Raw genomic sequence first — 25,151 nt, forward strand, 5'->3', positions numbered from 1 at the left:
GGTCGGGAGAGATTCTGGCTTCAATTTGCATGCTCCGGGTGAACTGCATCGGTGTCGCCGTTCGGATTGGACGGCGTTGCCTGATGAATCGTACGAGTGCAGTTATGGCCGGTGGAAGACATGCAAAGAGCGACAGGCTGTTGTTCGGCGGGCACCAATTGTGGCTAGCGCCGTTCTTCTCCGTCTCGCGGCGTTGATGCCCCCCGTGCCGATGGACAAGAACCATGCCGGAGAGAAACTGCTGGCCGGCCTGGCTCAGGGACACCTGCTCGACGTACCGGGCGCGCACCTGGCGCCTGCATCCCCATCTGTACCAGCGCCCTATAAGCCTGCACCGATACACAGGAGATACATCGACCCGCTATAACAGCCATATCCGCACACACTCCACCGCACTGCGATGCCCAACTACCAGACCGCCCGCACCGTAGAGGACTTCCAACACAACCTCGCCCAGGTGCGCGCCCGCATCGCCGCTGCATGCGCGCGCGTGGGCCGGGATCCCGCCAGCGTGCGCCTGCTCCCCGTTAGCAAGACCGTAGAAGAAGCCCGCATCCGCCTGGCCTACCAGGCAGGCTGCCGGGACTTTGGCGAGAACAAGGTGCAGGAAGCCCATGGCAAATGGGAGGCCATGCGCGACCTTGCCGATGCGCGTTGGGCCGTGATCGGCCACCTGCAGACCAACAAGGCGAAGGTGGTGGCCAGGTTCGCCAGCGAGTTCCAGGCGCTCGACAGCCTGCGCGTCGCTGAGACGCTGGATCGGCACCTTCAGGCTGAAGGGCGGTCGCTCGATGTGTTTGTGCAGGTGAACACCTCGAACGAAGAGAGCAAATTCGGCCTCGCACCCGCGGATGTACCCGCGTTTATCCGGCAGATGCCGGCCTTCTCCGCGCTGCGCGTGCGGGGATTGATGACACTGGCGTTGTTCTCCGACGATGCCAACCTGGTGCGGCCTTGCTTTGTCTCGCTGCGGGAGCTGCGCGATCGGTTGCGCCAGGACGCACCGGATGGTGTCGCGCTCGATGAGTTGTCGATGGGGATGTCCGGGGACTACGAGATGGCCGTGGAAGAGGGCGCCACGGTTGTGCGGGTGGGACAGGCGATATTTGGAGCGCGACGGACGGCGGATAGTGAGTATTGGCCGGGATTTGCCTTCAGCGCCCGGTAAAGCACAAATAAAGATTACCGATCGGCAATAGCACACATCCTATGACGCTCGGCAGCTTCGAATATTACCGATCGGTTGTCGGCATGCGCGGGACATTCGTGCTCGGACTCGCGAAGGAACTCTGATCCTCCTGATCAATAAACTGACCCTGCGGAGCATTCGTCAGAACAACAGGCGTCCCTAGAATCGACCGTGATGACTGAGGTCTGACATTTCATTCACGCGATCAAAGGAATTGCCCGCCATGACTCAAAGCGCTCCAACATTCAAGGTAGTGCGCGTTGCTGCTGTTCAATATGCGCCGGATCTGTCCAGCGCCACCGGCACGCTCGGCCGTGTGCTCGATGCCATCCGCGAGGCGGCCGCGCAAGGCGCCCAACTGGTGGTGTTCCCGGAAACCTTTATTCCGTATTACCCGTACTTCTCCGTCGTGCTCTCCCCCGCCGGCATGGGTGCCGAACAGAACCGGCTGTACGAGAATGCCGTGCAAGTACCGGGACCCATTACGGATGCCCTCGGCGAAGCAGCGCGGCGCCACCGGATCGTCGTGGCAGTGGGCGTCACCGAGCGCGACCACGGCTCCGTCTACAACACGCAGCTGGTGTTTGATATCGACGGCGCGCTGATACTGAAGCACCGCAAGATTTCCCCCGCACCGCACGAGCGCCTCGTATGGGACGAAGGCGACGGCACCAGCATCAGGGCCGTGGACAGCACCATTGGCCGCCTGGGTGCGCTAACCTGCTGGGAGCACTACAACCCGCTGGCGCGCTTCTCCCTCATGGCGCAACATGAAGAGATTCACATCTCCACGTATATCGGATCGGTCTTTGGCCCTGTGTTCAGCGAACAGACCGAGATCCAACTGCGCAATCACGCGCTGGAAAGCGGCTGCTTCGTGGTGAATGCCACGGCGTGGCTGACCGACGCCCAACGGGCGAGCATCGCACCCTCCCCTGATATGGAGCGCGTACTGACCGGTGGTTGCATGACGGCGATCATCGGTCCGGATGGACGACATATCGTGCCCCCGTTGACGGAAGGCGAAGGTATCCTGATCGCCGATCTCGACTTTACCGCGCTGACCAACGCCAAACGCATTCGGGATACGGTCGGACACTATTCGCGTCCGGATCTGTTCAGCCTTGCGGTGCACAGCAAGGTAACGCCTCACGTTCGCACCACCTCGGCCGGCGCCGCTCGCACGGAAGCCGAAACGGGCAAGGATCGCTCGCCGGAAACGTCCGGCCTCGCCGGCCAGGACGCCTGACCGATCGTCACGCGTTAGCGGAACAAGGACACCATTTGCCCACGCACGATACGCTCAGCCAGCTCCTGTTGCTGCACCCGGTCAGGACCGAGCTGGATACCCGATGTCGCTTTCGTGCGCCGTGGCAAATGGCTTACCCTGCCGAGCGGCCGCACGTCGCGCCCTATCACCTGGTCGTCGAAGGTTCGGCGCTGGTCGATGTCGCTGGGCACGACACCATCACCCTGCAGGCCGGTGACATGTTGGTATTTCCGCACGGCCGCGCGCATAGGTTGTATACGCGTGGCGCAGACAGCGCGATGCAGACGCACGCCATGTACCAGGAGTCGCTGGTCGCGCAACTCGCGAACGACGCCGGCGGGCAGCTCACCGATATCCTCTGTGGTCAGTTCCATTTCGACGCGGCGGGATCGCAAGCACTGGCGGATGCGATGCCCGAGGTAGTACTGGTGCGCACAGCCGGCAAGCATGAGTTCCAGGGACTTCAGGCGCTGGTTACGCTACTGCGAGACGAAACCAGCGAGGCGCGGCCGGGGAGCAGCGCCGTGGTGTCTCATCTGGCGTCCGCACTCTTCCTGCTGTTGCTTCGTGCATGGCTCGCGCAGGCACAGCCCGCGCCGGGCCTTTTCGCGCTGGGGGCGGATGCCAGGCTGCACCATGCCCTGCATGCGATGCTCGGCGAACCCGGTCATGCGTGGACATTGGAAGCGCTTGCCGCCAGATGCAGTATGTCGCGCGCCACCTTTGTGAGAACGTTCCGAACCGTCGCCGGCGCAACGCCGGGCGAAGTCCTCGGCCATATCCGCATGACGCAGGCAAGCCAGTGGCTCCTGGGCACCCAGAAGAGCATCGCCGAGATCGGGGAAGCGGTCGGATATCAATCCGATGCGGCGTTCAACCGCGGGTTCAAGCGTGTCTTTGGGGTGGGGCCGGGGCACTATCGGCGGCGCAGTCTCGAGAAGGGGTGAGACTGGCGGTCGGCAAGGCAGGTTTCTGGGGTTCCGTTTCGGAATCGTCTCATTCTTTATTACAAGGATCGGGGCCACACTGGACTTGTCGCTGGGGCCAACAGCGGCCAGGCTTCCAACCTGCAACAGATAGCGAAATCAGTAAGTCATGGCGGACCGGGCAGGGAAGCTTTCGGGCTTGCCGGTTTCTTTCGCTGTCTGAACCGGTTTGGAACCCTGTCGTCTGGTCCGCCACCCCTTCCTGGGTGCGGCACCCCTAACCACTACAGGAGTCTTCCCATGCCTCGCCACACAAACACGACGTTCGATCCTGATTTCGCGAAGCAACTGGTCGTTGCGACCCGCCTGGTCAACATGTACGAGGAGACGTTCAAAGATCTGCTGTGCATCGCCAAAGGCTGCCGAAAGCTGTTCCACGAGATGGGCGACAGCGACGATGAACGCTATGAGAAGGGAAGGTTGCTGGAGATTGTTGCGGGGCTTGATCGGGCTATGGATGTGTTGAAGGAGTAGCCAACCATGCCTTCTTTCGAGCCGCCCCCCTTATCGATAAGGAAGAAGGGGGAAGTGGGCGGCTCGCGCTCTCACCAGACACACCGCTTCTCGACGGTTGCGTCGCATCCGCGCTAGAATTGTGCGCCTCGTAGGGGCCCAAGGCGCACCCGAGTTTGTCCGCAGAGTTGCCTTCAAGGATTCCCAATTGACGCTCGTACGCTCCATCGATCCCGACGACACGCCCGCGCTCCGCAAGGAGCGAGGAGCGTTCTTCACTCCCGACGAGATTACGCGATTCATGGCTAATTGGGCCATCCGTACGCATCTCGATCGTGTTCTAGAACCCTCAGCAGGCGACGCGGCTTTTCTCGTTGCCGCCGTACGTCGACTCCGGGACCTGTCCCCCGATGGCAACGCGCGCCCTACGGTGGATGGGGTCGAAATTCATGCCTACAGTGCAAGGGTTGCTCGCGAACGCGTGCTCACGGCCGGAGGAGAAACCAAGATCCGGCACAGTGATTTTTTTGCTGTCGCGCCTGAACCAGTTTACGACACGGTTATTGGAAATCCGCCCTACATTCGCTACCAAGACTTTGCGGGCGAGGCCCGCGCGAGATCGCGCGAGGCGGCGCTTCGCGGGGGCGTGTCGCTGACAGGTCTCGCCTCGAGTTGGGCTGCGTTCACGGTCCATTCGGCAATGTTTCTAAAGACCGGCGGACGTTTGGGCCTTGTGCTACCCGCCGAGTTGCTGTCCGTGAACTACGCCGCCCCGGTGCGGCGGTTCCTTTTCGACCAGTTCCGCGACGTACAGCTCGTTCTTTTCGACAAGCAGGTATTTCCAGACGCGGAGGCTGATGTTGTGCTGCTGCTGGCTGACGGCTATCTCGAAGGCCCAGCCCGTCACGCAACAATTCGACAGTCGAAGAACGCCGCCGAGCTAGCGTTTTTGGGGGAAGGACAAATCTGGACGCCGGCAGATCCTGCGGCCAAGTGGACCAGTAGCCTTATCGACCCAGAAGCGCTTGAGCCGTTGAATGCATTGCGGCAAGACGGTGCTTTCACTAATTTGGAGACATGGGGCGATACCACGTTGGGTATCGTCACGGGCAACAACAAGTACTTCACGCTCTCACCTGCTCGTGTGAAAGAGCTGGGCCTAAGCCGCAACGAGTTGTTGCGCCTCTCCCCACCGGGAAGTTCACACTTGCGTGGACTGGCGCTCTCCAGCGCCATGCTTACGAAATTGGGACGCGAGGGCCTCGCTACATACTTGTTCTATCCCTCAAGCCCGCCATCACCAGCTGCTGCTGCCTACATCGCTGACGGCCACCGAACCGGCGTCGACACGGCATACAAGTGCCGCGTCCGCAAAACCTGGTACCAGGTGCCCTTAGTCCCGGCAGCGGATTTGCTGCTGACCTGCATGAATGCGGACACACCGCGACTCACGGCGAACGAAGCTAGGGCCCATCACCTTAATTCAGTTCACGGTGTCTACCTCAAAGAGCCACATCAAGAGCTTGGCCGTGATCTCTTGCCGCTCGCAAGCCTGAACTCTGTCACGCTACTGCACGCGGAGATGGTAGGTCGAGCGTACGGTGGTGGAATCCTGAAGATCGAGCCCAAGGAAGCTGATGTATGGGCGATGCCAGCACCAGCATTGATCTCGGCTCGTGCGGACGCACTGCGCGGAGTCAAGCAACGAGTCGCCAAGCTTCTAGCAGACGGCAGACTGCTTGATGCAGTAGAAGTCGTCGATGAAGTCGTGCTGCTTGGCTACGGCGACTTGTCCGCTAAACAGATGAAAAAGATCCGCCAAGCGCGGGCGGATTTCGCCCAGCGCCGTACCACGAGAGCAATAAGTGGCAGCTAAACCATCCGCCAAAGCAAAAGCCTGGGTCATTTTTGATCGAATTGTCGCCCTTGCAGCCAAAGACGGCGCTCATAGCAATCCTTGGGTGTCCACGTCAAACGGGCTGCGCTATGAGCCTGACTACGCAACGCTCGTGAAGCTGCTGGGTGTTCCGCTCTACTTAAGGGCAGGGACCCAATCCGGAGTTCCAGCGCTCGCTCTCGACGTGTGGCTAAGTTATGAGCTGCGGCGTGCAGGTTTCGCCTCGGATAAGACTTGGCCACGCGCAGTCCATCCGCGCATCCTTCCCGCGCCCGTGGCGTCCTTACTGGAATCTCTTCCGCGTGAAGTTCAAAAGATTGTCGCAGACCGGCTAACGAAACAGGCCTCGATCCGCGGAGTTACTTCCTCGAGCGCATCCATTCTCGGAAAGAATTACCTTAAGCAAGTTGACGTCATCATGACAGACTGGGATACCGGCCCGGAACTGCTGATATCAACAAAGCGAATGGATTCCTCGTACGGCAAGAATGCGCCGAATCGGATTGAGGAGTCATATGGTGACGCGAAGAACCTGAGACTGAGACACCCATTGGCCGCGCTTGGCTTCGTTTTTGGTCTCCGCTCGGACATCCTTGTGAAGGAAAACGCCACCGCTGAGTGGCTGTTCGACTTGCTTGCAAAACTCGGCCGTGAGGACGACGCGTACCACGCTACATGCTTAGTGTTGATGGAATACGCAGACGACGTAGCGATTCCAGACACCGGCGAAGAGAAGCACGCAGAAGGGGTTCCTGAGCCCGGCCTCGACTTGGACAAAGAAGAGGATGCTCCCGCTCCATCGCCTGTGGCGGAAGTTGACCGAGATATAGAACGACTTCCCACCGTCAAGATCTGCATTGATAAGACGCCGGATGATCTGAATCCCGGCCGATTTCTTGCGGCAATGGTGACTCGCGTACTTAGCGCAACGCCGGTCAACATGCACAAGGAGGCACGCAGACGGCGAGCTTCACCTAGTGCCGGATCAACCAGCAGCAGTAACTAGATACCTCGTACCCCTCTGCACCTTGGGAACGTTTCACATCCCCAGAACGCATTTCCCGCGTTCTTTCCCTGCCTTGCAATCCGCTGGACCATACCGGCTCCACAGCGTGGACACTGAAGTGCAATGAGCTGCGCAGGTGCCGGCGCAGCCCGTTCTCGAGCGACAGGTTCGCTGGCGGCTGCCACGCGCTTAAGGTTCGCTGCCAGCGTCGCACCATCAACGAGACTAATGTTCTTTCCTTCGGCGAACGCTTTTGCATCGGTTGTATAGATGCCAGACGTCACTACAAATCCTCCCGCGGCGCCGCGATCTACCATCACGCCGTACAGCTCCCTGACCACATTGACGGAGACTTTGTAGGCGCGCCACTGCTTACATTGGACGAGGAAAAGCTCCTGCCCCCTTCTCAGTTCAAGGTCAACGCCGCCATCCGCGCCGCCCCCCCCAGTCTCCACGACAGTGAATCCGTTCATTCTATACAGCTGCCCAACAAACATCTCGAACTCGCGCCAGGTCATTCGACGGATTGCATCACCGGTGTGGTCTGCGGCAGCCTTGCTAACGAGCCCCTCTCTCTTGCGTTTGCCAATATAAGAAGCAATCGCGCCGCCCAGCAGGGCTAGAGGCACCACATACTGCCCAAACCCGGCAAAGGTCCTGAGTAGCTGGCCGGCTAAGAAGTTGCCCATTTTTCCCGGCGTTGCAGCTATTGGGGCCTCGGCTGTTGCGCGCAGAGTAAAACTGGGCCACTTCGCGCAAGGTAAATCTGAACCACTTTTCCGTACAGTCTGCCTTTTCCGCGCGAAGGCCGACGATGCTTTTGAAGGAACAGTGGATGCAGATCCATGTGCTCAAGGCCCAAGGGCTGTCGCTGCGCGAGATCGCGCGACGGCTGGGCGTCTCTCGCAATACCGTAACTCGCTACTTGGCTGCGGACGATGTCCCCCGTTACAAGCAGCGTGAGGCTCGCCCGACCAAGCTCGACCCGTTTCACGATTACATCCGCGAGCGCATGCAAGCTGCCTTTCCGGATTGGATCGCGGCGCCCGCGCTATTGCGCGAGCTAAGAGCGCGAGGCTATCAGGGACAGCTGCGCAGTCTCCAAGCCTTCATGCACGCGCATAAGCCTTTGCAAGCGGCTGATCCGATCGTGCGGTTCGAGACCGCGCCGGGTCATCAGATGCAATGCGACTTCGTCGTCTTTCGCCGTGGCGCTGACCCGCTTTACGCTTTTACCGCGACTCTGGGGTTCAGTCGCTGGCGCTGGGCCAGATTCACCACGAACGAGCGGGCGGAAACGCTGATGACCTGCCATCACGCACTGTTCGAGACGTTGGGCGGGGTTCCGCGGGAGATCCTGTACGACAACGCCAAGACTATCGTCGCGTCGCGCGATGCTTACGCAGAGGGCCATCACCGCTGGCATCCCGGCCTCCTGGACCTTGCCAAGCGTTATGGATTCATTCCCCGCCTCTGTCGTCCGTATCGTGCCCAAACCAAAGGCAAAGTCGAACGCTTCCATCGGTACCTGCGTGGCAACTTCTACGTGCCGTTGACCAGTTGGTTGAAGCAGTCGGGCCTGGTGCTGGACGTCGATACAGCTAACGCCGAAGTCGGCAAGTGGCTGCGCGACGTGGCGAACCAGCGTGTGCATCCGGTAACCGGATACGCGCCAGCGGAGTTGTTCACTCAGCGAGAGCGCGCGTTCTTGCGTGAGCTGCCAGCATTCTCCCAGCCCTCCCAGCTCACGAAGGTCACACAAGCTGCTCCGTCGCTGGACGCCACGCTGCAACACCCCCTGTCGGTCTATCAGCAACTTTTGACTGAGGTACGAGCGTGAACCTGCAACAGGAGCGAATTGATGCCCATTGCCAGACGCTCAAGCTCGAGGGCTTGATGCAGGCATACCGCGCAATGGCCAGTGACGCGGTGAACAAGGACTGGAGCTTCATGGACTATCTGGAGCACGTGCTGGAACATGAGCGTGATACCCGCCAAGTCCGCTCACGCCAGACGCTGGTTCGCATGGCCGGGTTCCCAGCGGTCAAGACGCTGGACGAGTACGACTACGGCTTTGCTGTGGGAGCGCCTCGGAAGTTGATCGACGAACTGGCGACGCTGCGGTTCATCGAACGCAGTCAGAACGCCGTGTTGCTTGGTCCCTCCGGCGTCGGCAAGACTCATCTGGCGATTGCCATCGGATACGCCGCCACACAAGCCGGGATCAAGACCAAGTTCATCACCGCCGCCGACCTCATGCTGCAACTCGAGGCCGCCAGGCGTCAGGAGCGATACGACGCCGTCCTGCGACACAACATCCTCGGCCCACGCCTGCTAATCGTTGACGAGATCGGCTACTTACCCCTGTCCGGCGACCAAGCCAGCCACTTCTTCCAGATCGTCGCCAAGCGATATGAACGCGGCTCCATGATCCTCACCAGCAATCTTCCCTTCACCCAATGGGATCAGACCTTCGGCGGCAATACCACGCTGACTGCGGCAATGTTGGACCGGATACTGCATCACGCGCACATCGTCCAAATCAAAGGAGATAGTTATCGGCTGAAACAGCAACGCAAGGCCGGCCACGTGCCCGCCACGAAGAACTAATCAACTGGTTCACATTTACTTTGCGCGCGGGCGCGCGAAGTGGCTCAGATTTGGGCTGCGCTTGACACGGCTACGGAATAGCGATGGAGCAATGCATACGCGATAACGGCTAGACCGACTCCCGCCCACCAAGGGAGTAATGCAGCAATGCCGAATAGATCTTCAAGGACGCCAGTGTTTTTTCGTTTTGCCATGGGCTTGTTGTGCAGATCGGAAAATCGATACCATGAACATTTACTGCTAAGTTTGCCTGATAAGAGTTAGAACCGATCCCCTCTATTGTGGGGCTGCATGCAAGGCCGTGGTCCGTTAGCGGCCGACTGAATTCGGCACTCAATCGGAGAGTAAATCCATCCACAACGGCAACGGCCCCAAATTTAAACGCCGGATTGAACGGAGGATAGGTTGGCCGGAGCCCGACCGCATTTGCGGCACCTCCCCTCGCGCCTCAAAAAAATCAGACGATTCTGAAAGGCTCCCGGCGGTCGCTGTATGATTAGGCACCAACAATACAAGCGCCCCTAGCCGCCAGGCTTTCAGAGCCATGGGAATACAAAAGATTAATGACCGGAGATTTATCCATCAGGCCATCAAAGAGTTCGATAGGCTGGGCCAAGAAGTCTTTCTAGCCACGTACGGCTTCCGTAAGTCTCGGGATTTCAGGATCCGGTACCCTGCGAACACCGGACGACTATACGACTCCAAGGCTATAGTCGGCGTCGCGTATGGTTATGCGTTTCCGGATGAAGGCCCGCTCTCCGCAAAGAAATTCTCCGGGGGCAAGGCTTCGGTCGAGAAACTGCTCACCGATCTAGGATTCGAAGTCGTCAGTGTCGATTGGACCCATGCAGAGGTCGAAGCAACCGTCCGCAGTTACTTTGAGATGCTGGAGCTAGAGCGGCGCGGTGAGCGCTACAACAAGAGCGCTTACAACGAACGACTGCGCAAGCTCTTGAACAATCGCTCCAAGGGTGCGGTAGAACAAAAGCATCAGAATATCTCCGCGGTTCTGCTGGAACTCGGCGTAGCTCCCATTCGCGGATACAAGCCTAGAGGGAACTTCCAGGGACTGTTATTGGAGGTCGTCAAGGAGCACCTCGGGCGCGACGTCGCGAATGCATCGTTACCGCTCGTGGAGCAAAGCACTACCCACGCCCAAGCCGCGCCCGGCGCCAGCCCGACGCTCGCTGCGCTGGCCGATCCGCCGGCTCTGCAGAAGGCCCCACCACCGCTAATGAGGCGCACGCGTGTAACCCGACAAGTGAATTACGCCATCGTCGAAGAGCGGAACCGCCTGCTTGGAAGCAACGGCGAAGAATGGGCGCTCCAGTTTGAACGCATACGGCTCCACGCGGCAGGACGCGGCGATCTTGCGCAGCGTATTGAGTGGGTATCCAAAACGAAGGGCGATGGGGCGGGATATGACATCCTGTCGTTCGATGTATCCGGAATGCCCCGATACATCGAGGTGAAGACAACGAACCGGGGTCCAGATGCCCCATTTCTCATCAGTCGAAATGAGAAGGCATTTTCTGAAGAGAACCCGTTGCAGTTCTATATCTATCGCATCTTCCACTTCAATACGCGGCCTAGGGTCTTCATCTTGCCTGGAAGCCTATCCAATCTGACACTAGAGCCGGTCGCTTACAGCGTAAGCTTGAGTCCCGCTACTGTCGCCTAGATAACTTTGCGCAACAATGACCCGGGTAGCTGCCTGAGGCGCAGACTGAGACACAGCAATGATCCTGGCAATCGCGGTGTCCGTCACTGCGATTTGAGACGAGGCGGCCGTGCACACGCCTCCAAACCAATACTCATGTATGGACACCCCAGACCGCCACCTCCGCACCTTCCTCCAAATCGCCGACCTCAAGTCCCTCTCCAAAGCCGCTGACGCTCTGGACCAAACCCAATCCGGCATCAGCAAGCAGCTTTCCGCTCTGGAGGCCACGCTCGGCAAACCCCTCTTCACCCGCACCGGCCGCGGTGTCGAGCTGACCGAAGCGGGCCGCAAGCTCCATCAAGCCATCCAGGGCCCCTACCGCGCCATCGACCAGGCGGTAGACGCCATCCGCCAGGCCCACGGCACCACGCAAGGCACTGTGCGTCTGGCCATCGTCCACACCGTCAGCTACTACTTCATGGCAGAAGTCGTGGCGAAGTTTGTTGCCACCCACCCGAGCGTCAACCTGTCCTTGATGGGCCGGAGCTCGCCGGAGGTCGTATCGCTGGTGGAATCGGGCAAGGCCGATCTGGGCTTTGTGTACGACACCGCGGTGGACACGGCCACGCTCACCACGCACCCGTTGTTCGAAGACGACATGTGTCTCGTCACGGGGCAACACTCCCCTTGGACTGCCGTCGACGATGGCTTGGACTTGCAGCACCAGGATCTGCGCCTGGTAGGGTTTCCCCCCAGCTACGCGCTGCGCCGCATGATCCAGAGCGCCGGCCTGCAGCCCGAGTATGTTGCGGAAGCGGAGACCGTGGACGCCATTCTGAAGCTCGTCTCCACCGGTGTCGGTGACTGTATCCTGCCGTCGCGCCTGCCGGAGAAGCTGCTCAACGACTACGATCTCCGCAAGCTCAGGATCCGCAGCCCGTTGATGCGCCGCCGGATCGTCGCCATCGGCCACCGGGACCGTCCGTCCCTGCCGTTGACCGACGCGCTGCTGCAATGCGCCCTGCAGATCGCACAGTCCTTACCCGTGACGGAATGAGATATCTGCTATGAGCGCTGCTTCATAGCACCCGTAGGGCCGCGTTTCCATACTGTCCTCCACCTCCCGCTTACCGCGATGTAAGTCCGGAGGCCACCACGGAGAGACGAAGAGATGAACGCCCCCCTTAGAGACAAATCGTATTTCGACACGCGCGCCACCACTGAAATGGCGAAGCATCTGCGCCGCAAGCCGCGCAGCATGCGGGAGACCATGGCCTATGCGTGCCGCATCCTGGCGATGACCGAGCAGGAAGCCGGCCTCGCCGGCCAGATCAGCGTCCGGTCCGAACGCCCCGGTGCGTACTGGACGTTACGCTTCGGCCTCGGCTTCGACGAAGCCACGCCAGAAGACTTTATCGAGGTCGATCGCGATCTCAACACGCTCACCGGTGACGGCATGCCCAACCCGGCCACGCGCTTCCACCTGTGGGTGTACGACGCCCGCCCGGACGTCAACTCGATCATCCACACGCACTCGCCCTGGGCATCCGCGCTCGCCGCCGCGCGTCAGCCGCTGGTCATCGCGCAGATGGACATGACGCCGCTGCACAACGACTGTGCGTTCCTCGGCGAATGGCCTGGCGTGCCAATTGCCGATCAGGAGGGCGTGATCATCTCCGAGGCGCTCGGCAACAAGCGTTCGATCATCCTCGCGCACCACGGCTACCTGACCGCGGGAACGACGTGCGAAGAAGCAACCTACCTGTCGGTGTACCTGGAGCGCGCCGCCCGCATGCAGATCCGCGCGCAGGCCTTTGGCCCGCTCACCCCGGTGAACGACGCACTCGCCAAGGAGGCGCACGACTATCTGCTCAAGCCTTCGATCGTGAATGCGACGTTCGATTACTGGTGCCGGCAGACCCACGGAATCCCCTCGCTCAATTCGCTGCTCAGTTCGCCGCTCGGTCCCCTCTCGGCAGCGTGACGCGCTGCTTGTTTCCCTCATGATTCAAGGAGCGTCACCATGCATCCGATTTCGACCACGCGTTCGCGCCGGGAATACATCACGGCCGGGCTAGCCAGCATGATGGGTACCACCATCGAGTGGTACGACTTTTTTCTGTACGGCACCGCTGCCGCGCTGATCTTCAACAAGATCTTCTTTCCCTCGTTTGACCCTCTGACCGGCACGCTGGCGGCATTCGCCACGTACTCGGTCGGCTTCTTCGCGCGGCCGCTGGGCGGCGTGGTGTTCGGGCACTTCGGCGACAAGGTCGGCCGCAAGTCGATGTTGTTGATCACGCTGTTCATGATGGGTATCCCGACCATCCTGATCGGCCTGATTCCTTCGTACGAGAGCATTGGCTACTGGGGTGCGGTACTACTGGTGCTGTTGCGCTTTCTGCAAGGGATTGCAGTGGGCGGAGAGTGGGGCGGGGCCGTGCTGATGGCGGTGGAGCATGCGCCGGAAGGCAAGAAGGGCTTCTTCGGCAGCCTGCCGCAAGCCGGTGTGGCGCCGGGGCTTGTATTGTCTTCGCTGGCGATGGGTATGGTTGCCACGCTGCCGGAGAAGGACATGCTGAGCTGGGGCTGGCGCGTGCCGTTCCTGGCTAGCGTGGTGCTGCTGATGGTGGGCTGGTTCATTCGCGCCAAGGTGGCAGAGTCGCCTGACTTCAAGCAGATGGAGAAGAAGGGCGAGAAGGTGGAGATGCCCGCGCTGATCGTGCTCAAGCGCTATCCCAAGCAGGTGCTGACCGTTGTTGGCGGGCGGCTGGCCGAAGTGACGTGGTTCTATACGGTGGTCGCCTTTGCGCTGGCGTATGCCACTGGCACGCTGGGTATTCCCAAGACCGTGATGCTGAATGCAACGATGTGGGGCGCATTGGTGGCGTTGTTCACCATGCCGCTGTTCGGCGTGCTGGGCGACCGCGTCGGCTTCAAATGGGTCTTTATGGCGGGCACGGTCGGCGTGCTGGTCTTCGCGCCGCAGTTCTTCATGCTGCTGCAAACGCTCGATCCCACCAACATCACGATTGCGCTGTCGATCGCTATCGGTCTGGTGTACGCGTGCCTGTATGGGCCGGAAGGCAGCTTGTTCTCGGCGCAGTTTCCGGCGGAAGTGCGATATAGCGGCATCTCGATCGCGGTGCAGGTGTCAGGCGCCATCGGCGGGGGCCTTGCACCGATCGTTGCCACATCGCTGCTGGCATATGGCAATGGCGATCCGACCTACATCGTCTGGTATCTCGGTGCACTGAGCGTCATCGCGTTTGTCAGCGCGGCCTGTATGCGCGGTAGCAACGAATTCGCCGTGCCCATGACCGCGGTGCAAGGGAGCAAACGTGTATGACGCGGCCACATCTCGACTACTACTTCTGGCTTAACTCGGACTGGGCCTACCTCGGCGCCGACCGGCTCGATGCGCTGGCGCGCCGGCACAACGTGGAGATCCGGCATAAGCCGGTGGACCTGCCGGATGTGTATCGGCGCACCGGTGGCGTGCTGTTGAGTCAGCGCTCGCAAGAGCGGCAGAATTACCGGATCACCGAGCTCAAGCGTTGGTGCCACAAGCTCGGCATCGATGTGAATCCGTTGCCGAAGTACATGTGCCCGAACGCGGACCTGGCGTCCTGCGTCGTGATCGCGGCGGATTTGCAAGGCATGCCTGTGCTGGATCTGTACAAGGCCATCCTGCGCGCGGAATGGTGCGAGGAGCGGGATGTCTCCTCCGAGGCTACGCTGCGCGACATCCTGACCGCGTTGGGACTTAACGCAGCGCAATGGCTGGTCGCGGCACGCAGCTCCGAGGTGCAAGCGGTGTATCGCCGCAACACCGACGAGGCCATCGCGGCAGGTGTATTCGGATCACCGAGCTACGTATTCGAAGGTGAACTGTTCTGGGGCCAGGACCGGCTGGAGATGTTGGAGGAGGCCATCGCGTCGAAGACTGGCGCTTGACAGCATTTGCTGTGCGTGGGTCTGTGGGGCTCCCGCCTTGGCGGGCCTGTCAGATTTTTAGTGTGCCGAGGCCATGAGACGATAACGGAAATAACGTCCTATGACCGATGCAACCGTGACCAAGAAGAGCAAGAACCCGAAGGCGCCGAAGCTGTTCCCCGATGAGCTGATCGATCAACTGCTTGCCCAGGTGCAGAGCAAGGATGCCGAGTCGATCCTGGGCGAATCGGGCTTGGCCGGCCAGCTCAAGAAGCAACTGGCCGAGCGCATGCTCGCGGCCGAGTTGAGCCACCATCTGGAAACCGAGGCCGAGCAAGGCAAGGCGGGCAACCACCGCAACGGCACAAGCCGCAAGACGGTCCTCACGCCCAACGGCGAACTGACGCTGGATATTCCACGCGATCGGCAGGCGACGTTCGAGCCGCAGTTGGTCGGCAAGTATCAACGCCGGCTGCCGGGCTTCGACGACCACGTCATCAGCATGTATGCGCGCGGCATGAGCGTGCGCGAGATTCAGGGCCATCTGCTGGAACTGTACGGGCTGCAGGTGTCGCCCGATCTGATTTCCACGGTCACCGACGAGGTGCTGGCCGACGTCGAGCAATGGCAGCAACGCCCGCTCGAGGCCATGTATCCGATCGTGTACTTTGACGCGCTGCGGCTGAAGATCCGCGACGAAGGCACGGTCAAGAACAAGGCGGTCTATCTGGCGTTGGGCATCCGCGCCGACGGCCGCAAGGAAGTGCTGGGTTTGTGGATCGAGCAAACGGAAGGCGCCAAGTTCTGGCTGAAGGTCTTCAACGAGTTGAAGAACCGCGGCTTGCACGACATCCTGATCGCGGTGGTCGATGGTTTGCGCGGCTTCCCCGAAGCGATCGAGGCGGTCTATCCGGCCGCCCAAATCCAGACCTGCATCGTGCATCTGATCCGCAATTCGCTGAATCTGGCGAGCTGGAAGGACCGCAAGTCGCTGGCTGCCGCGATCAAGCCGATCTATCAGGCCGCCACGGCCGAGGCGGCGGCAGCGGCGCTCGACGCCTTTGCGCAGAGCGAGTGGGGGCGCAAATTCCCTACCGTCGCGGCCATGTGGCAGCGCCAATGGGAACAGGTGATCCCCTTCTTCGCCTATCCGCCCGAGGTGCGTCGAATCGTATATACGACGAACGCCATCGAGAGCATGCACATGCAGTTGCGCAAGATCGTCAAGAACCGCGGCCACTTCCCGAGCGACGAAGCCGCCAGCAAACTGCTGTTTCTGGCCTTGCGCAACATCGAAAAGGATTGGAAGATGCCGCCTATCACCTGGCGGCAAGCAGTCAATCAGTTCGCCATTCTGTTCGGCGAGCGATTCACCGCCGCCATCAGCTGAGATCTTTTAACCGACCTCAGCACACGAAATTCCTGACACGTCCGCCTTGGCGGGAACCCCGTTTTTTGTTGCGGCGCCGATTCAGCGGGTCAGCGCTTGAACAATCGATCCATCAGCTTCGTGCTATTTTCTTCAGTCTGTCGCTTCTCCTCGGCGAGCTCAGACGGCGTCATGGCCGCAGAAGAGCAAATCCCCCGGTACGCCGGATATCGGGCGCCACACACGCTGGCCAGTTGCTTCGCACGCGTCCAATCCCCTGCCAGACCATAGAAGCGAATCGCGTCGGGCCACGCGGCAGGTGCGTCGACAAAATAGCCAAATCCCTCGTTCATTACTTGCGTCGCCTGCTTGCCTTGGCCCGCACCAAGCAAACCGTTCGCGCGCATGACGTAGGTCGCCCACGCGCGATCCGGTTCAGATCGCAAGTTTCGATCGAGCATCATATTCGCGCGCAGCGCGATGGAAGTGTTGCCTGCCGCGCTGGCCTCCGTCACGCTCAGCGTGAGCAAAGGCAATGCCTGATGCGCGGTAGGGCCCGATGCAGCTTGCTGGGCGAACTTCCGAGCCCGTGCCAGATCACCGTGACGCAAGGCAAGCTGGGCCTCCACGACGAGTTGGTAGTTCTTCAGAATCGCCGCAGTACGTGGCTGCAGACGTACCCGATTCCACGCCTCTACCTGCGGACGCGGGCGCGGCTTTCCTGCCAATAGGGGTGCTACCTGCTCGGTCAACGAGTCAAGCCGCGTGGTGGACGAGGGATGCGCATCACCGGCACGGCCCAACAGGTAGTTGACCCCATCACTGAGGTTCTGCACAAGGCCTGCGCGACCGGCCTCCAGCGACGCCTCGATGTCGCGCATGGCTCCGCTGATCACATCGTCGCCTTTCACCTTGCTCTTTTCTCGCGCCTGATCGGCGGCTGCCTGCATTACCTGCTCCAGCGCGCGTTGGCGCTCCGCATCTCGACGCTCGTCATTTTGCTGTTCCCACGTGGCTTGGCGCTCGAGAAAGGCCTTGAAGCCCTGCGTGAAGGAGTAGCCAAGGCGCATGGAAACCGTTGCGCCGAACCGGTCGGCGTTCTCTTCCTGCTGACGTCCCCAGGCAGGTACCAGCAGTCGTTTGCCCAGGACATAGGACACCAGCGCTGTTTCCGCCGCCCCCCACGCGGCGGAGTTCGCATTGGATTTGGTCACTGTCCGTGCCAGAAGGATGCCGACAATCGTCAACATGGCAAGCTGATCGGCGGTAAGACTCGCGCTTTCCAACTGGTGATAGTCCAGATAGACGTGTCCGAATTCGTGCGCCAGCAATGCCGCGATCTCGTCCTCCGATTCCGCGGAGTTGAGCCAACCGACGGACACATACACATTGCCCGCCGCGGTGCAGTAAGCTTCCAAGTCGTTCGATGCCAGCACATACACACGACCCGGCCAAGCCATTACGCCGGCCGCGCTCTTTACCCTGGAGAGCAGTCCATTGAGGTAACCCTGCATATCCGGCATGTCGACCAGCCCGCTACCTCGTGCTCGTTGATTCCTCACATCGGCAGATGCATCAGGCCAGCTTCGCGCGGGTGGAATGGGTGGCAGTTCCCCTGTCTGCAAGGTAAAGGCATTGCCTCCCGGTAGCGAGGCACATCCGCTCACGAACACACCCACCAGTGTCGATGCCAGGGCGGCGCTTCGCAGGCACTTGAGGCGCAGGCGCGTACCCGGCGCGGCTATCGACACGCTTCTTCACCGGCGCCTGCTGTGGATCCGGTCGGCCGATGGTTGGCGGTGCCAGGCAGTACTGTCGTGTCGCAGGTCGCCTTGCTGCCACGCGCCACGCGCACGGTCATGCTGTCGACCCAGTACTCGCGACCAGCCACACGCACGCGGTAGAAGTCGTCCTTCATCGCCAGGATCTGCCACGGAAGATCTGTCGGCGTGACACGCTGTGCCGGCGTACTGTCTCCGGGCTGGAGATATAGCGGGAGTGGAACCTGCACGGCACCATTGATCTGGCCAGCGACAGCCGGTGCTGCAATCCCTTCGTGCATAGTCAGAAGCGACAAGATTGTTGCCGCAGTACGTGCGAAGTGTTGCATATCGTTATTCCAATGCATTGCGGGAACTCACCGAGGAAGAGGGCTCCGCGGTTCGGCCCAAGTACCGGTCGGTGAGCTTGTCGGTCCAACCAAGCCATTCTGCAGCCAGAGCCATGATGGCGAGGTTCACGAGCGGCAACATGCCGATGTCGAGGAGGCGCTGAGCCGCAACGACGAAGAGCATGATGAGGGGCGCCGAATAGCCGATGCGCCACGCGCTACCAAGCACGAGCACAGTCACGCCCAACACGCCACCGACTTTTGCGGCCCGATCACGCGCCCGCAACGCCCGCTTGATAAATGGTCTGGCCCACGCTGGGCATCGAATTCGCAGAGGTGCCCATCCGAGTGCTTCGCTGAGATCTCGGCGGGCCAGCACGACGTGCACCAAGGCAACTACAATGAATCCGAGCGGTACCAAGGTGTTCCACGCCAGCTGCCACTCCAACGCGCGCTTGTATTTGCTGCCGTACGTGAGCAGATTGTCCAAGGCCATGGCGTGCATAAACACACCGGGAATATGACCGTGTACAGGCGACGGAAGCATGTCATTGGTGCCGGCCATCCAGGTGCCGAGCAACACGATGCGGCCATCGAGACGTTCGCGCAGACGTAGCTCCTCTTCTACGGTAGATGGCTTGAGTTCACGCATGGTAATGGCGTGGTTATAAGGACATATTGGCTTTAACGCCTCTGCGCCCTCCGATAGCGCAGCACGCAAGCGTGCAGGGAGCAGTTCGGCCATACCGACATATGGTCTGCACCAAGTCGCATAGTGGCGTACATCGGGCGACCGCACGCCCCACACCAAGGCCATCGGATTCGGCTCGTAGGTGAGACGTAGTCCAGCGACGTCCTCAGCCATCGCCAGCGCGGCGCTGCGCGTTCGCTCTGTGCCGCCGGCGCCGTCGGAGCCCGGCACCTCGCGCCAGAGCGGATAGTTCCATACCAAACGATCGACGCCGTCAGGGTCGTAATCAACGCTCACCGCTTTGAAGCAAGGCAGCTCGCCAGGAGGCGATTCGAGACCCGGGCGTAGTGTCAGCTTGCCGTCCTTACCCGGTAGCGCCGCCAGGAAAACCGGAATGCCGCGATCGCGCAACTGGCAAAGCGCTTGTATGAATCGTGGCAGCGTGTCGTCTTGGCGCGGTGCTGTGAAGGTGATGTCCACAAACACGGCTCTGGGCTTGTAGGCGTTGCCGATCACCGAAAGCCAGCGTGCGTGGGTACGGTAGGGGAGCGGCCAGCCTTGACCCGTATCCGCGACCGAGTCGTCGTCTATCAGCAGCACTGTCGTATCGTCGCGGTGCGTGGCGGGATAAAAGTCCCCGGCCAAGGCGCTCTGCAACCGGGCATTGGCGTGGGTGATGGCGTCGCCGGCGTCTACTGGCAACAATAACGGAACGCCCACCAGCATCGTGAACGAAACCAGTAGCGCAAATATCAAAGAAACGCTGAATCGCGTCCGGGCCGCGCGCCGCTTCTGGCCATCAGTCCGTGCCTGAGGGACCGCCATTGGTCATGATGTTCTTCTTGTCCGAGACCATGTATGTCGGCGGCTATGCGCATAAATTGCCCCCTCGTAAGAAGGGAGGCTCCAGGTTTTCTGATGCGCTATACGATGTGCTGCCAGTACCGGAAGCAAACGACCTCCAGCGCCCGTCACGCCGAATCGCTACCGGGTGGCGCCGATACCTCCAGCAGGTCACTCCTCAGCGCTCGACGTACCAGCTCCCCGGGCGCGGCGTCGACGGTGACGAGCAGGTCGGTGTCGGTATATGGCTTGAGCCCGCCGTCGAGCGCCGACCCAGACTGATGGATTGCCAGACACGTACCGCTCAATGAAGCGCGAACGTATCGTACCTGTTCGGAAATTTCGATCGGAAAGGATCGGCTCACGACGGTCCTCACATAGTCGCCGCCTGCGCACCTCGATGCCTTGCCGCGTCCGTATCGCGCGCCGGCGGCGCACCGAACATTCGCCCGTATTCACGCGTGAATTGCGGCACGCTCTCGTAACCGACCGCGAATGCGGCGCTGCTGGCTGTGATACCTTCCGCCAACATCAAGCGTCTCGCCTCGATCAATCGCAACTGCTTCTGAAACTGCAGCGGCGAGAGCGAGGTGACATTGCGGAAGTGTTGATGGAACGATGAAGGGCTCATTCCCGCGACGGCGGCGAGGCGCTCGACAGGTAGCGGCTGCGCGAACTCGCTGCGTAATACCGCCACCGCGCGCGCCACTCGCCGTGCCTGACTATCAGGCCAGCCGAGCCGACGCGTTGCAGGGCCATGCCGTCCACATAGCAGCCAGTAGTGAAACTCCCGCACCAGTTGCGGATGGAGCACCGGCACCGCGGTCGGCCGATCGAGCAAGCGCATGATGCGCAGCGCGGCATCCGCCACCTCGGCGTCCGTCGGCTCCACCTGCACGGGCGCATAGCGGTCGACCGGCACCGCGTCCATCTGTTCCACCAGCTCCGCGATGATGGACGCCTCCAGCTCCAGCACGAGCGACAGATACGGCGCCTTCGCGCTGGCCTCGGCGATCTGACTCACCGTTGGTACATCGGCCGTAATCAGCAGCGAATCGCCGGCGGCAAACGCGAATTCCTGCGTGCCGAGCGTGACGTGCTTACCGCCTTGCATCACCAGGCACACGAGCGGCTTCGAGATCGCGTAGACCAATCCGCTCGGCTCGGTGGCACGCACGATCATCAGGCCAGGAATGGGCGTCTGCGCCACGCCGTCGGTATCGGCATGGGCGTCGGCGTAGCGGCGGACGGCGTCGAGCAGCGGGTTCATGGCGCAAGTCTACTCCGGCCCTATGTGCTTCCACTATTTGCTTGGAGGATCAGGCAAGGATCGCGCAGTTTCCTGCAAGGGCCAAATGCGTCCCGACTCCGATACTTCAGCCGTCACAAACGCAGACACGAGGAGTCGCAAACCATGACCAAGACCACCCAAACCATCGCTCTTGTCACCGGCGGCAGCCGCGGCCTCGGCCGTAACACCGCCCTGAGCATCGCTCGTCAGGGCGGGGACGTCGTCATCACCTACCAAAGCCGTCGCGAAGATGCGATGACTGTCGTCGCGGAGATCGAGGCAATGGGCCGCAAGGCCGTCGCCCTGCAACTCGACGCGGGCCGCATCGCCTCCTTCCCGTCATTTGCCGAAAGCCTGAAGGCCGCGTTGTACCAGACCTGGCAGCGCGACACCTTCGACCACCTGGTGAACAACGCAGGCCACGGCGACTATGCACTGATCGGGGAAACCACCGAAGCGCAATTCGACCGCCTTGTCGACGTGCATTTCAAGGGCGTCTATTTCCTGACGCAAACCCTGCTACCGCTGATCGCGAACGGCGGCCGCATCATCAACCTCTCCAGCGGCCTGACGCGCGTGTCGTTCCCCGGGTACGGCGTATACGCGGCGGTAAAGGGGGCGGTGGAAGTGCTGACGGTCTATATGGCCAAGGAACTCGGCAAGCGCGGCATCACGGTGAACACCGTCGCCCCGGGGGCTATCGAGACAGACTTCGGCGGTGGCGCGGTCCGCGACAATCCCGAGATCAACAAGATCTTTGCCGATATGACGGCTCTTGGCCGGGCGGGGGTGCCGGATGATATCGGTCCGATGATTGCCAGTTTGCTGTCGGAGAGCAATCGGTGGGTCAATGCGCAGAGGATCGAGGTGTCGGGGGGGCAGGGGATTTGAGGGGGGAGCGTGAAGCGGAACTTCCGATACACCGCCTCGTGCCGGGCCTGGTAAGGCAAACGTCGGAATGTGAAAGCCCGGGATTGTCCCGGGCTTTTTTCTGTACCAGCTTCCGCCCTTTCGGATCGCCGTGGCATCAGGCGTGATGCGACATGTCGTCAACCTCGGAAATTGCGGTCATCTCTTGTACGTCGCGACCACCTCTTGCTGCCAAATCTCGGTCACCCCACCATCCGTGAGTTCAACGAGGAGTGGGGCGGAACTGCCCATAGAAAAAGGCCCATAAGTCTCTCAACTTATGGGTCCAAGATTCTCAGGTTATGGGTCTATCTACAACAGCCCTCAAACATCAATATTCCGCGCCACCAACGCATTGCTCTCGATGAAGTTACGCCGCGGTTCCACCTCATCGCCCATCAGCGTTGTAAAGATCTGGTCCGCGGCGATCGCGTCTTCGATCTGTACCTTCAGCAGGCGGCGTTGCGTCACGTCCAGCGTCGTCTCAAACAGCTGCTCGGGGTTCATTTCGCCGAGGCCCTTGTAGCGCTGACGCGAGACGCCGCGTTCGGCTTCGGACAGCAGCCATTGCATCGCCTGGTGGAAATCGGACACGGTCTGGTCGCGCAGCTTGTCGCCTTCGCCGCGCTTGACCTTGGTGCCCTCCGGAATCAGGCCCTGGAAGGTCTTGGCCGCGTTGGCCAGCGCCGCGTAGTCGGCGCCGTGCACGAAGTCGGCGTCCAGGTGCGACAGGCGCACGTTGCCGTGGTGGCGGCGGGCGATCATCAGGCGGTGCTTGTCAGTCTTCTCGTCGAACTGGGCGTACACGTCGGCGGTGCCGTCGTCATTCACCGCGGCGCCGAGCAGCGTCTTGGCGTGCATCTCGGCCAGCTTGGCCTTGAGGGCCACGGCCGAGGCCTCGGCGGCGGCGGCGCCGTCGAGGTCCAGCGTCACGCCGTCGGCAATCGCGCGCAGCGCATCCGTGTCGACGATGCGCGAGAGGCGGCTGATCACACCCTCGGTCAGCTGGTACTGGCGTGCCAGTTCCGTCAGCGCGTCGCCGGCAATCTCGCTGCCGTCCGGACGGATCAGGGACGCCTTCTCCATCGCCAGCTTCAGCAGGTAGGCGTTTAGTTCGTTGTCGTCCTTGATATAGCGCTCTTCCTTGCCGTGCTTGATCTTGTACAGCGGCGGCTGGGCGATATACACATAGCCGCGCTCGATGATGTCTGGCATCTGGCGATAGAAGAACGTCAGCAGCAGCGTGCGGATGTGCGAGCCGTCCACGTCCGCATCGGTCATGATGATGATGCGGTGATAGCGCAGCTTCTCGAGGTTGTAGTCGTCCTTGCCGATGCCCGTGCCCAGCGCCGTGATCAGCGTCAGTACTTCCTGGCTCGACAGCATCTTGTCGAAGCGCGCGCGCTCCACGTTCAGGATCTTGCCCTTGAGCGGCAGAATCGCCTGGAACTTGCGGTCGCGGCCCTGCTTAGCCGAGCCGCCTGCGGAGTCACCCTCCACCAGGAACAGTTCGGAAAGGGCAGGGTCACGTTCCTGGCAGTCGGCCAGCTTGCCCGGCAGGCCCATACCGTCGAACGCACCCTTGCGGCGCGTCATTTCGCGCGCCTTGCGGGCGGCCTCACGCGCACGCGCGGCGTCGACGATCTTGCCGCAGATGATCTTGGCGTCGTTCGGCGTTTCCAGCAGGAAGTCCGTCATCGCCTTGCCGACCAGTTCCTCCACCGGCAGACGCACTTCGGACGACACCAGCTTGTCCTTGGTCTGCGAGCTGAACTTGGGCTCGGGCACCTTCACGGAGAGCACGCACGACAAACCCTCGCGCATGTCGTCGCCCGAGGTTTCCACCTTGGCCTTCTTGGCGATCTCGTTCTCTTCGATGTACTTGTTGATCACGCGCGTCATGGCCGCGCGCAGACCCGTCAGGTGGGTACCGCCATCGCGCTGCGGAATGTTGTTCGTGAAGCAGAGCACCTGCTCGTTGTAGCCATCGTTCCACTGCATCGCCACTTCCACGGCAATGCCGTCCTTCTCCGCATTCGCGTAGAAGATGTTCGGATGCAGCACGGTCTTGGCGCGGTTGATGTACTCGACGAAGCCCTTCACACCGCCCGAGAACGCGAAGTCCTCTTCCTTGCCCGAACGCTGGTCCACCAGCTTGATGTGCACGCCATTGTTCAGGAACGACAGTTCGCGAATGCGCTTGGACAGCACCTCGTAGTGGAACTCGACGTTGGTGAAGATTTCCTCGTCGGCGAGGAAGTGCACTTCGGTGCCGCGCTTGTCGGTCGCGCCGACGATCTTCATCGGCGACACTTCCACCGGCTTGCCGTCGGGGCCTTCCACGGTCTCGACGATACGGTTCTGCACTTCGCCACGCGCGAATTCGATCAGGTTGACCTGGCCATCGCGGCGCACCGTCAGGCGCAGCCACTTCGACAGCGCGTTCACGCACGACACACCCACGCCGTGCAGGCCACCGGACACCTTGTAGCTGTTCTGGTTGAACTTGCCACCGGCGTGCAGCTCGGTCATGGCGATTTCCGCGGCGCTGCGCTTGGGTTCGTGCTTGTCGTCGAACTTCACGGCGGGCGGAATACCGCGGCCGTTATCGACGATCGAAATCGAATTGTCGCTGTGAATGGTCACCGAAATCTCGGTGCAATAGCCAGCCAGTGCCTCGTCGATGGAGTTATCCAGCACCTCGAATACGAGGTGGTGCAGACCGGTGCCGTCGGACGTATCGCCGATATACATGCCCGGTCGCTTGCGTACCGCCTCCAGGCCTTCCAGAATCTGGATCGAAGAGGCTCCGTAGGTGTTTTCCTGTTGCGGTTTCTGCTGTTCGGTCATGTTTTCCTACTCACGGCAAATGCGGAAATCGAAACGCACCACCTGTCGGTGCGCCCCGTCGGGTCCGCAATAGCGGGT

The 25,151-nt window shown here is 61.0% G+C and carries 21 protein-coding genes and 1 pseudogene; 15 read left to right on the top strand and 7 right to left on the bottom strand.

Annotation, left to right across the window (positions count from 1 at the left end):
* Positions 1–400: 400 nt before the first annotated feature.
* The 6 genes from DFLDMN_RS12310 to DFLDMN_RS12335 all read left to right on the top strand — a co-directional run bounded on the left by DFLDMN_RS12310 (position 401) and on the right by DFLDMN_RS12335 (position 6,801).
* Positions 401–1,168 (top strand): YggS family pyridoxal phosphate-dependent enzyme, encoded by a 768-nt coding sequence (locus DFLDMN_RS12310; protein ID WP_423195240.1) that lies wholly within the window; start codon positions 401–403, stop codon positions 1,166–1,168.
* A gap of 244 nt (positions 1,169–1,412) precedes the next feature.
* The gene (locus DFLDMN_RS12315) at positions 1,413–2,438 is read left to right on the top strand and encodes a nitrilase-related carbon-nitrogen hydrolase (RefSeq protein WP_423195241.1); all 1,026 of its coding nucleotides are present in this window, start codon (positions 1,413–1,415) and stop codon (positions 2,436–2,438) included.
* A 35-nt stretch (positions 2,439–2,473) separates the two neighbouring features.
* The gene (locus tag DFLDMN_RS12320) at positions 2,474–3,406 is read left to right on the top strand and encodes an AraC family transcriptional regulator (RefSeq protein WP_423195242.1); all 933 of its coding nucleotides are present in this window, start codon (positions 2,474–2,476) and stop codon (positions 3,404–3,406) included.
* Between the two features lie 279 nt (positions 3,407–3,685).
* A complete protein-coding gene (locus DFLDMN_RS12325) occupies positions 3,686–3,919 on the top strand; it encodes a hypothetical protein (protein ID WP_423195243.1) in 234 nt (77 codons plus the stop codon).
* Positions 3,920–4,106: 187 nt separating this feature from the next.
* Positions 4,107–5,774 (top strand): HsdM family class I SAM-dependent methyltransferase, encoded by a 1,668-nt coding sequence (locus tag DFLDMN_RS12330; RefSeq protein WP_423195244.1) that lies wholly within the window; start codon positions 4,107–4,109, stop codon positions 5,772–5,774.
* Positions 5,764–6,801 (top strand): hypothetical protein, encoded by a 1,038-nt coding sequence (locus DFLDMN_RS12335; RefSeq protein WP_423195245.1) that lies wholly within the window; start codon positions 5,764–5,766, stop codon positions 6,799–6,801. The genes DFLDMN_RS12330 and DFLDMN_RS12335 overlap by 11 nt, the downstream gene beginning before the upstream one ends.
* Here the strand turns inward: DFLDMN_RS12335 and DFLDMN_RS12340 are convergent.
* Positions 6,798–7,490: a restriction endonuclease gene (locus tag DFLDMN_RS12340; RefSeq protein WP_423195246.1), complete on the bottom strand. Its 693-nt coding sequence runs from the start codon at positions 7,488–7,490 to the stop codon at positions 6,798–6,800. The two genes, DFLDMN_RS12335 and DFLDMN_RS12340, sit on opposite strands and share 4 nt — an antisense overlap.
* Before the next feature lie 125 nt (positions 7,491–7,615).
* Between DFLDMN_RS12340 and istA the strand changes: the two genes are divergently transcribed.
* From istA to DFLDMN_RS12380, 8 genes are all read left to right on the top strand, one after another.
* Positions 7,616–8,641 carry an IS21-like element ISOcsp1 family transposase gene (gene istA, locus DFLDMN_RS12345; RefSeq protein WP_423195247.1) on the top strand — a complete coding sequence of 342 codons (1,026 nt, stop codon included), beginning with the start codon at positions 7,616–7,618 and terminating at the stop codon, positions 8,639–8,641.
* Entirely contained in the window at positions 8,638–9,411 is a 774-nt protein-coding gene (istB, locus tag DFLDMN_RS12350) for an IS21-like element ISOcsp1 family helper ATPase IstB (protein ID WP_144817098.1), read from the top strand. The genes istA and istB overlap by 4 nt, the downstream gene beginning before the upstream one ends.
* Before the next feature lie 544 nt (positions 9,412–9,955).
* Entirely contained in the window at positions 9,956–11,092 is a 1,137-nt protein-coding gene (locus DFLDMN_RS12355; RefSeq protein ID WP_423195248.1) for a DUF3883 domain-containing protein, read from the top strand.
* A gap of 139 nt (positions 11,093–11,231) precedes the next feature.
* Positions 11,232–12,131: a LysR family transcriptional regulator gene (locus tag DFLDMN_RS12360; protein ID WP_423195249.1), complete on the top strand. Its 900-nt coding sequence runs from the start codon at positions 11,232–11,234 to the stop codon at positions 12,129–12,131.
* Between the two features lie 114 nt (positions 12,132–12,245).
* Positions 12,246–13,058 (top strand): aldolase, encoded by an 813-nt coding sequence (locus DFLDMN_RS12365; RefSeq protein ID WP_423195250.1) that lies wholly within the window; start codon positions 12,246–12,248, stop codon positions 13,056–13,058.
* 39 nt (positions 13,059–13,097) lie between these two features.
* Positions 13,098–14,423 (top strand): MFS transporter, encoded by a 1,326-nt coding sequence (locus DFLDMN_RS12370; RefSeq protein ID WP_423195251.1) that lies wholly within the window; start codon positions 13,098–13,100, stop codon positions 14,421–14,423.
* Positions 14,420–15,031 (top strand): 2-hydroxychromene-2-carboxylate isomerase, encoded by a 612-nt coding sequence (locus tag DFLDMN_RS12375; protein ID WP_423195252.1) that lies wholly within the window; start codon positions 14,420–14,422, stop codon positions 15,029–15,031. Before DFLDMN_RS12370 ends, DFLDMN_RS12375 begins: the two co-directional genes overlap by 4 nt.
* A gap of 100 nt (positions 15,032–15,131) precedes the next feature.
* Positions 15,132–16,400, top strand: coding sequence for an IS256 family transposase (locus DFLDMN_RS12380; protein WP_025647994.1), 1,269 nt, complete (start codon positions 15,132–15,134; stop codon positions 16,398–16,400).
* 89 nt (positions 16,401–16,489) lie between these two features.
* On the opposite strand, the gene DFLDMN_RS12385 is transcribed toward DFLDMN_RS12380, so the two are convergent.
* From DFLDMN_RS12385 to DFLDMN_RS12405, 5 genes and pseudogenes are all read right to left on the bottom strand, one after another.
* A complete protein-coding gene (locus tag DFLDMN_RS12385; RefSeq protein ID WP_423195253.1) occupies positions 16,490–17,902 on the bottom strand; it encodes a M48 family metallopeptidase in 1,413 nt (470 codons plus the stop codon).
* Positions 17,903–18,120: 218 nt separating this feature from the next.
* The gene (locus tag DFLDMN_RS12390; RefSeq protein ID WP_423195254.1) at positions 18,121–18,489 is read right to left on the bottom strand and encodes a hypothetical protein; all 369 of its coding nucleotides are present in this window, start codon (positions 18,487–18,489) and stop codon (positions 18,121–18,123) included.
* A 4-nt stretch (positions 18,490–18,493) separates the two neighbouring features.
* The gene (locus tag DFLDMN_RS12395; RefSeq protein WP_423195255.1) at positions 18,494–20,005 is read right to left on the bottom strand and encodes a CHASE2 domain-containing protein; all 1,512 of its coding nucleotides are present in this window, start codon (positions 20,003–20,005) and stop codon (positions 18,494–18,496) included.
* Between the two features lie 161 nt (positions 20,006–20,166).
* Positions 20,167–20,325: pseudogene (locus tag DFLDMN_RS12400) on the bottom strand (aminoglycoside resistance protein); the annotation flags it as partial.
* Between the two features lie 71 nt (positions 20,326–20,396).
* Positions 20,397–21,293, bottom strand: coding sequence for an AraC family transcriptional regulator (locus tag DFLDMN_RS12405; RefSeq protein WP_423195256.1), 897 nt, complete (start codon positions 21,291–21,293; stop codon positions 20,397–20,399).
* Between the two features lie 144 nt (positions 21,294–21,437).
* Between DFLDMN_RS12405 and DFLDMN_RS12410 the strand changes: the two genes are divergently transcribed.
* Positions 21,438–22,205 carry an SDR family NAD(P)-dependent oxidoreductase gene (locus DFLDMN_RS12410; protein WP_423195257.1) on the top strand — a complete coding sequence of 256 codons (768 nt, stop codon included), beginning with the start codon at positions 21,438–21,440 and terminating at the stop codon, positions 22,203–22,205.
* A gap of 342 nt (positions 22,206–22,547) precedes the next feature.
* Here DFLDMN_RS12410 and gyrB read toward each other — a convergent pair whose 3' ends face one another.
* Positions 22,548–25,073, bottom strand: a complete 2,526-nt coding sequence (gene gyrB / locus DFLDMN_RS12415; RefSeq protein ID WP_423195258.1) for a DNA topoisomerase (ATP-hydrolyzing) subunit B — start codon at positions 25,071–25,073, stop codon at positions 22,548–22,550.
* Between the last annotated feature and the right edge of the window lie 78 nt (positions 25,074–25,151).

The sequence above is a fragment of the Cupriavidus sp. H19C3 genome (assembly GCF_049393815.1).
In the GTDB taxonomy this organism is placed as follows: Bacteria; Pseudomonadota; Gammaproteobacteria; order Burkholderiales; family Burkholderiaceae; genus Cupriavidus.